6 protein-coding genes and 1 pseudogene are annotated in these 5,559 nt (G+C 63.7%); all 7 read right to left on the reverse strand.

Annotation, left to right across the window (positions count from 1 at the left end; genetic code table 11):
* Window positions 1-30: 30 nt before the first annotated feature.
* Window positions 31-219, reverse strand: a pseudogene (locus ACK5IR_RS08255) (GTP-binding protein); the annotation flags it as partial.
* A gap of 62 nt (window positions 220-281) precedes the next feature.
* On the reverse strand, window positions 282-2,405 hold the full coding sequence (fusA, locus tag ACK5IR_RS08260; protein WP_416927773.1) for an elongation factor G: 2,124 nt from the start codon (window positions 2,403-2,405) through the stop codon (window positions 282-284).
* Window positions 2,406-2,432: 27 nt separating this feature from the next.
* On the reverse strand, window positions 2,433-2,903 hold the full coding sequence (gene rpsG / locus ACK5IR_RS08265; RefSeq protein ID WP_416927775.1) for a 30S ribosomal protein S7: 471 nt from the start codon (window positions 2,901-2,903) through the stop codon (window positions 2,433-2,435).
* A 12-nt stretch (window positions 2,904-2,915) separates the two neighbouring features.
* On the reverse strand, window positions 2,916-3,287 hold the full coding sequence (rpsL, locus tag ACK5IR_RS08270) for a 30S ribosomal protein S12 (RefSeq protein WP_416927777.1): 372 nt from the start codon (window positions 3,285-3,287) through the stop codon (window positions 2,916-2,918).
* A gap of 226 nt (window positions 3,288-3,513) precedes the next feature.
* Complete coding sequence (locus ACK5IR_RS08275; RefSeq protein ID WP_416927779.1) at window positions 3,514-4,446, reverse strand: DMT family transporter; 933 nt, start codon at window positions 4,444-4,446, stop codon at window positions 3,514-3,516.
* A gap of 116 nt (window positions 4,447-4,562) precedes the next feature.
* Entirely contained in the window at window positions 4,563-4,694 is a 132-nt protein-coding gene (locus ACK5IR_RS08280) for a transposase (protein WP_416927781.1), read from the reverse strand.
* A 57-nt stretch (window positions 4,695-4,751) separates the two neighbouring features.
* Window positions 4,752-5,559 (reverse strand): ATP-binding cassette domain-containing protein (locus ACK5IR_RS08285; RefSeq protein WP_416927783.1); only part of this gene is annotated, 808 nt, incomplete at its 5' end.

Consider the following 5,559-nt stretch of genomic DNA (forward strand, 5'->3'; position numbering starts at 1 on the left):
GGCGTAGTTGAGCGCGTCCGTCTCGTATTACACATGCGCCGTCGAGATCGTGATCCCACGCGCCTTCTCCTCCGGCGCCGCATCGATCTGGTCGTACGCCTTGAAATCCCCGAAATACTTCTTGATCGCCGCCGTCAGCTTCGTCTTCCCGTGGTCAACGTGACCGATCGTGCCAACGTTAACATGCGGTTTCGTACGTTCAAACTTTGCCTTTGCCATGGTGGCCTCCTTGTTCTTTCAGGGATGCGCCCGGCGGCGCACCCGTTGTTCTGGTCTGGCGCTTATGCGTACTTGGCCTGAATCTCTTCCGAGATATTCGACGGCACCGGGTCGTAATGATCGAACTGCATCGTGAACTGGGCCCGGCCCGAGGACATCGAGCGCAGGGTGTTGATGTAGCCGAACATGTTCGCCAGCGGCACGAAGGAACTGATCGCCACCGCGTTGCCGCGTGGCTCCTGCCCGGTCACCTGACCGCGACGCGAGGTCAGATCGCCGATGATGCCGCCGGTGTATTCCTCGGGCGTCACCACCTCGACCTTCATGATCGGCTCGAGCAGCTTGGCGCCGGCCTTCCTGAGGCCTTCACGCATGCACATCCGCGCCGCGATCTCGAAGGCGAGAACGCTGGAGTCGACATCGTGGAACTTGCCGTCGATCAGCGCAACCTTGAAGTCGATCACCGGGAAGCCGGCGAGCGGACCGGAATCCATGACCGACTTGATGCCCTTCTCGACACCGGGAACGTATTCCTTGGGCACCGCGCCGCCAACAATGCGGGATTCGAAGGAATAGCCTTCGCCCGGCTCGGTCGGTGCGATGACCAGCTTGACCTTGGCGAACTGCCCCGACCCGCCCGACTGCTTCTTGTGCGTGTAGGAGTGGGTGACCTCGTGGCCGATGGTCTCGCGATAGGCCACCTGCGGCGCGCCGATATTGGCCTCGACCTTGAACTCGCGCTTCAGCCGGTCGACCAGGATGTCGAGGTGAAGCTCGCCCATGCCCTTCATGATCGTCTGGCCCGATTCCTGATCGGTCTCGACCCGGAACGACGGATCTTCGGCGGCAAGCCGCGCCAGACCGGCGGACATCTTCTCCTGGTCGGCCTTGGTTCTGGGCTCGACGGCGATCTCGATTACCGGGTCGGGGAAGGTCATGGTTTCGAGAACCACCGGCGCGTTGACCGCGCAGAGCGTGTCGCCCGTGGTGGTCTCCTTCAGACCCGCCAGCGCGATGATGTCGCCGGCAAAGGCCTCCTCGATCTCCTCGCGGTTGTTCGAGTGCATCATCATCATCCGGCCGACGCGCTCGCGCTTGCCCTTGGTCGAGTTCAGCATCGAATCGCCCTTCTTGAGAGCGCCCGAGTAGATCCGGGTGAAGGTCAGCGAACCAACGAACGGGTCGTTCATGATCTTGAACGCCAGCGCGGCAAAGGGCTGACTGTCGTCGGCCGACCGCCTGATGTCGCGGACTTCCTCTTCGTCGCCCGGCGCGAAACCCATGTAGGCCGGCACGTCGAGCGGGCTGGGAAGATAGTCGATCACCGCGTTGAGCAGCGGCTGAACGCCCTTGTTCTTGAACGCCGAACCGGCTGTCACCGGCACGAAGGTCAGCGACAGCGTGCCCTTGCGGATCAGCTTGTGCAGCGTGTCGACATCGGGCTCCTCGCCTTCGAGGTAGGCCTCCATCGCCGCGTCGTCCATTTCGACGGCCAGTTCGATCAGCTTGCCGCGCCACTCGTCGGCGAGATCCTTCAACTCGTCGCGAATCGGCTGGCGGATCCACGAGGCGCCCAGGTCCTCGCCCTGCCAGACCCATTCTTCCATGGTGACCAGATCGACGATGCCTTCCAGCTTGTCCTCGGCCCCGATCGGCAGTGCGATCGGCGCCGGTATCGCCCCGGTGCGGCTTTCGATCATGCGGACGCAGTTGAAAAAGTCGGCGCCGATCTTGTCCATCTTGTTGACGAAGACGATGCGCGGAACCTTGTAGCGATCAGCCTGGCGCCAGACGGTTTCGGTCTGCGGCTCGACACCGGCGTTGGCGTCGAGCAGGCACACCGCGCCATCGAGCACGGCCAGCGACCGCTCGACCTCGATGGTGAAATCGACGTGGCCGGGGGTGTCGATGATGTTGAAGCGGTACTTCGTATCGGACGTGCCTTCGGCGGTCGGGTCTTCCTGACGCTGCCAGAAGGTGGTCGTCGCCGCCGAGGTGATGGTGATGCCGCGCTCCTGCTCCTGCTCCATCCAGTCCATCGTCGCGGCGCCGTCATGGACTTCGCCTAGCTTGTGGGACTTGCCGGTGTAGTAGAGGATGCGTTCGGTCGTGGTGGTCTTGCCGGCATCGATGTGGGCCATGATGCCGAAGTTCCGATATCTCTGAAGAGGATATTCGCGGGCCATGAAAGGGTCCTCAGGCGTGAATTTGCATTACCAGCGGTAGTGGCTGAACGCCTTGTTGGCGTCGGCCATCTTGTGGGTGTCTTCGCGCTTCTTGACCGCGGTTCCGCGGGAGTTCACGGCGTCGATCAGTTCGCCCGCCAGGCGCTCTTCCATCGTGTTCTCGTTGCGCTTGCGGCTGGCGTCGATCAGCCAGCGGATCGCCAGGGCCTCGCGGCGCTCGGTACGAACCTCGACGGGCACCTGATAGGTTGCACCACCGACACGGCGCGACCGCACCTCGACCGAAGGCATCACATTGGCGAGCGCTTCGGTGAACACCTCGATCGGGGAGCGCTTCAGCTTGCCCTCGACCCGGTCGAGCGCGCTGTAGACGATCCGCTCGGCGACCGACTTCTTGCCGTCGGTCATCAGGTTGTTCATGAACTTGGTCAGCACCACGTCGCCGTATTTGGCGTCGGGCAGAACTTCGCGCTTTTCAGCGGCGTGACGGCGGGACATGTCGGAATCCTCTTATTTCGGACGCTTGGCGCCGTATTTCGAGCGGCGTTGCTTGCGGTCTTTGACGCCCTGGGTGTCCAGAACGCCGCGCACGATGTGGTACCGCACACCGGGAAGGTCCTTCACGCGACCGCCGCGGATCAGCACCACCGAGTGCTCCTGCAGGTTGTGGCTCTCGCCGGGGATGTAGCTGATGACCTCGAAGCCATTGGTCAGACGAACCTTGGCCACCTTCCGCATGGCCGAGTTCGGCTTTTTCGGTGTGGTGGTATAGACGCGCGTGCACACGCCGCGCTTCTGCGGGCAGTTCTCGAGGTGCTGCGACTTGGATCGTTTCACTTTGGGCTGCCGCGGTTTGCGGATCAGCTGTTGGATCGTCGGCATTCCGGTTCCCCAGTCTAGCTTTCTTGTTCTTCTCGCGCGTACCGCGAGGGGTGTTCACAGGCATGCGCCTTGCGCGTCCGCAAAGCGCGAAAAACCGCTGGCGTTTCCTCGTACGCGGAAACGACGCGGGTGGAATTCCAGAGGATCGGGGCGCTCGCCCGGATCGTGACCACTTCAGTTCTGTAGGGCCGGCCGGACGGACTCCCCGCGACCGAGTGGGCGTCACCTAGTGAGAATCACCGGTCTTGTCAACACAAGCTTGCCCGCCTTCCCGCAAGCGGGCCAACCGCTCTGCCTCGGACGCAAGCCTGCTTTCCCGGTGCAGGCTGAACACACCGGTTGCAACCACGATCCCGGCCCCCAGCAACGTCAGCATGTCCGGCCATTCGCCGAAAACGGCAAACCCCATCAGCAGCGCCCAGAGCATCGAAAGATAGCGGAACGGCGAGACAAAGGCGATTTCCCCCACCCGCATGGTCAGGATCGAAAACAGCATGCCGCCGATGATCGCGACCGACGCCCCCAGCAGCGCAAGCCCGCCGTGCAGCGAGACCGGCTGCCACGGCTGCGCCAGCATGCCCGCCGCGCCGAAGGCAAGCACCCCAAGCGACGAGGCGAGCGCGACGCCCATCGAGGAAGTCTCGATCGAAACGCCCCGGGCGGCGAGATCGCGTATGGTGACGCAGATCACCGCGATCACCGCATAGGCCGAATAGAGCGAGAATCCGGACGCCCCGGGCCGGACGATCAGCATCACGCCGGCGAACCCGACCAGAATCGCCGACAGGCGCCGCCAGCCGATCTTCTCGCCGAAGACCAGCGATCCGGCAAGTGTCACCGTCAGCGGCAGGGCCTGCATGATCGCGGCCGCATTCGCCAGCGGCATGTGAAACAGCGCCGTTATCAGGAAATACGACGCGCCGATTTCCGCCAGCGTCCTGACCAGCACCATCGCCCTGTCGCGCCGCGCCACGCCGAACCGGTGCATCCCCAGCGCGGCGGCCAGCGCGATCATCAGCGCCGTCGCCGCAACGCCCCGGATCAACAGCGCCTGGTAGAGCGACATCTCGCCCGCGACCAGCTTGATCAGCGTGTCGTTCAGCACATAGCAGGCCGCCGAAGCGGCCATGAAGAATGCGCCGCGCGCGTTGGGGGACAAGGGGAACCTCCGGAACAACCACAGGCGCGATGATGCAATGCCGGACGAGAGTCAAACCCTTTCCCCTCCGGTGGGGGCCTGTTCCGGGGAAACGCACGATGGGCCAATAGGCAGGTTCAGCGGGCCACGGCGGCCCCGAAAGGGCTGGCTATATCCAGCGTTCCCTGACGGCGCCACAATGTGCTGTAGTCGGGCACGGCCCAATCCGACACAACGGGCCGCAGCAGGCTTTCGACAAACACGACCATTCGGCGCAAAACGCGCCATCGGCACCATTTTACCTCGGAGGAGCCGGAGTCGTGCCTCTACCGCGTGAACTTCTTGTACTTCACCCGCTTCGGCTCGACCGAATCCGGGCCGAGCCGGCGGATTTTGTCTTCCTCGTAGGCCTCGAAATTGCCCTCGAACCACTCGGCGTGGGCGTCGCCCTCGAAGGCGAGGATGTGGGTGCAGAGGCGGTCGAGGAAGAAGCGGTCGTGCGAGATGATCACCGCGCAGCCGGCGAAATCCTCCAGCGCATCCTCCAGCGCGCGCAGCGTCTCCACGTCCAGGTCGTTGGTCGGCTCGTCCAGAAGCAGCACATTGCCGCCTTCCTTGAGCAGTTTCGCCATATGCACGCGGTTGCGCTCACCGCCCGAGAGCAGGCCGACCTTCTTCTGCTGATCGCCTCCCTTGAAGTTGAAGGCACCGCAATAGGCGCGCGAGTTGATCTGTGCATCGCCCAGTTCGATCAACTCGCCGCCGCCCGAGATCTCCTCCCAGACGGTCTTGTTCGCATCGAGCGCGTCGCGGGACTGGTCGACATAGGCGAGTTGCACCGTATCGCCGAGCGCGATGGTACCGGAATCGGGCGCCTCCTGCCCGGTCAGCATGCGGAAAAGCGTCGATTTGCCGGCACCGTTGGGGCCGATGACGCCGACAATGCCGCCCGGCGGCAGCGCGAAGGAAAGCCCCTCGATCAACTGTTTGTCGCCGTAGTGCTTCGAAAGCCCCTCCACCTCGATCACCTTGCCGCCAAGGCGGGGCCCGTGCGGGATGATGATCTGCGCCTTGCCGACCTTCTCGCGCTCGCTCTGCGAGGCCATCTCCTCATAGGCCGCGATCCGCGCCTTG

This window comes from Tropicimonas sp., from assembly GCF_047971885.1.
Classification (GTDB): domain Bacteria; phylum Pseudomonadota; class Alphaproteobacteria; order Rhodobacterales; family Rhodobacteraceae; genus Tropicimonas.

Bases quoted from the DNA above. Each gene is read 5' to 3' on its own strand.
- fusA (WP_416927773.1), bottom strand. From the start codon at position 2,405: ATGGCCCGCGAATATCCTCTTCAGAGATATCGGAACTTCGGCATCATG.
- rpsG (WP_416927775.1), bottom strand. From the start codon at position 2,903: ATGTCCCGCCGTCACGCCGCTGAAAAGCGCGAAGTTCTGCCCGACGCC.
- rpsL (WP_416927777.1), bottom strand. From the start codon at position 3,287: ATGCCGACGATCCAACAGCTGATCCGCAAACCGCGGCAGCCCAAAGTG.
- ACK5IR_RS08280 (WP_416927781.1), bottom strand. From the start codon at position 4,694: ATGGTCGTGTTTGTCGAAAGCCTGCTGCGGCCCGTTGTGTCGGATTGG.